1 protein-coding gene is annotated in these 403 nt (G+C 63.0%); it reads right to left on the bottom strand.

Annotated features, from left to right (window positions below):
- Positions 1-148: 148 nt before the first annotated feature.
- Positions 149-403, bottom strand: a 255-nt coding sequence (locus tag QSV46_RS39205) for a hypothetical protein (RefSeq protein WP_314964023.1), incomplete at its 5' end; no start/stop codon positions are given.

Consider the following 403-nt stretch of genomic DNA (forward strand, 5'->3'; position numbering starts at 1 on the left):
GTCAGGCCCCTCGCAACCCGCAGCGCAGACGCGACGCGCTGGCCACCGTCCGCCGGATGATTGGCGTTGCCGTAGAAGTTCTTGGGCGAAGCCTTGGCCTCCGCCTCGATGGCCGCGACGTATCTCGCAGCCTCATCAAATGCTGTCGTCAATTGCTCTCTCCTGTGTTGCCAGAAGCCGCTGGCGCGGGTTGTGAGGTGATTGCCGGCGCCGCGGGCCGGCTCGCGATCTGGGCCTCGATCAGGCTAAGTTGCTCAGCCTGGAGGGCCTTGTCGCTATTGTATCTGTCTGGGTCGTCGCGCATGATTTGCCGGATCTCGTCCATCCTCGATCCGCGTTGCACCTCGAATTGGCCATACTCAGGCTTTGCCGCTGCAACTGGCGCTGGAGCATTGCCAAGCTC

Source organism: Bradyrhizobium cosmicum (assembly GCF_032290525.1).
Classification (GTDB): domain Bacteria; phylum Pseudomonadota; class Alphaproteobacteria; order Rhizobiales; family Xanthobacteraceae; genus Bradyrhizobium; species Bradyrhizobium cosmicum_A.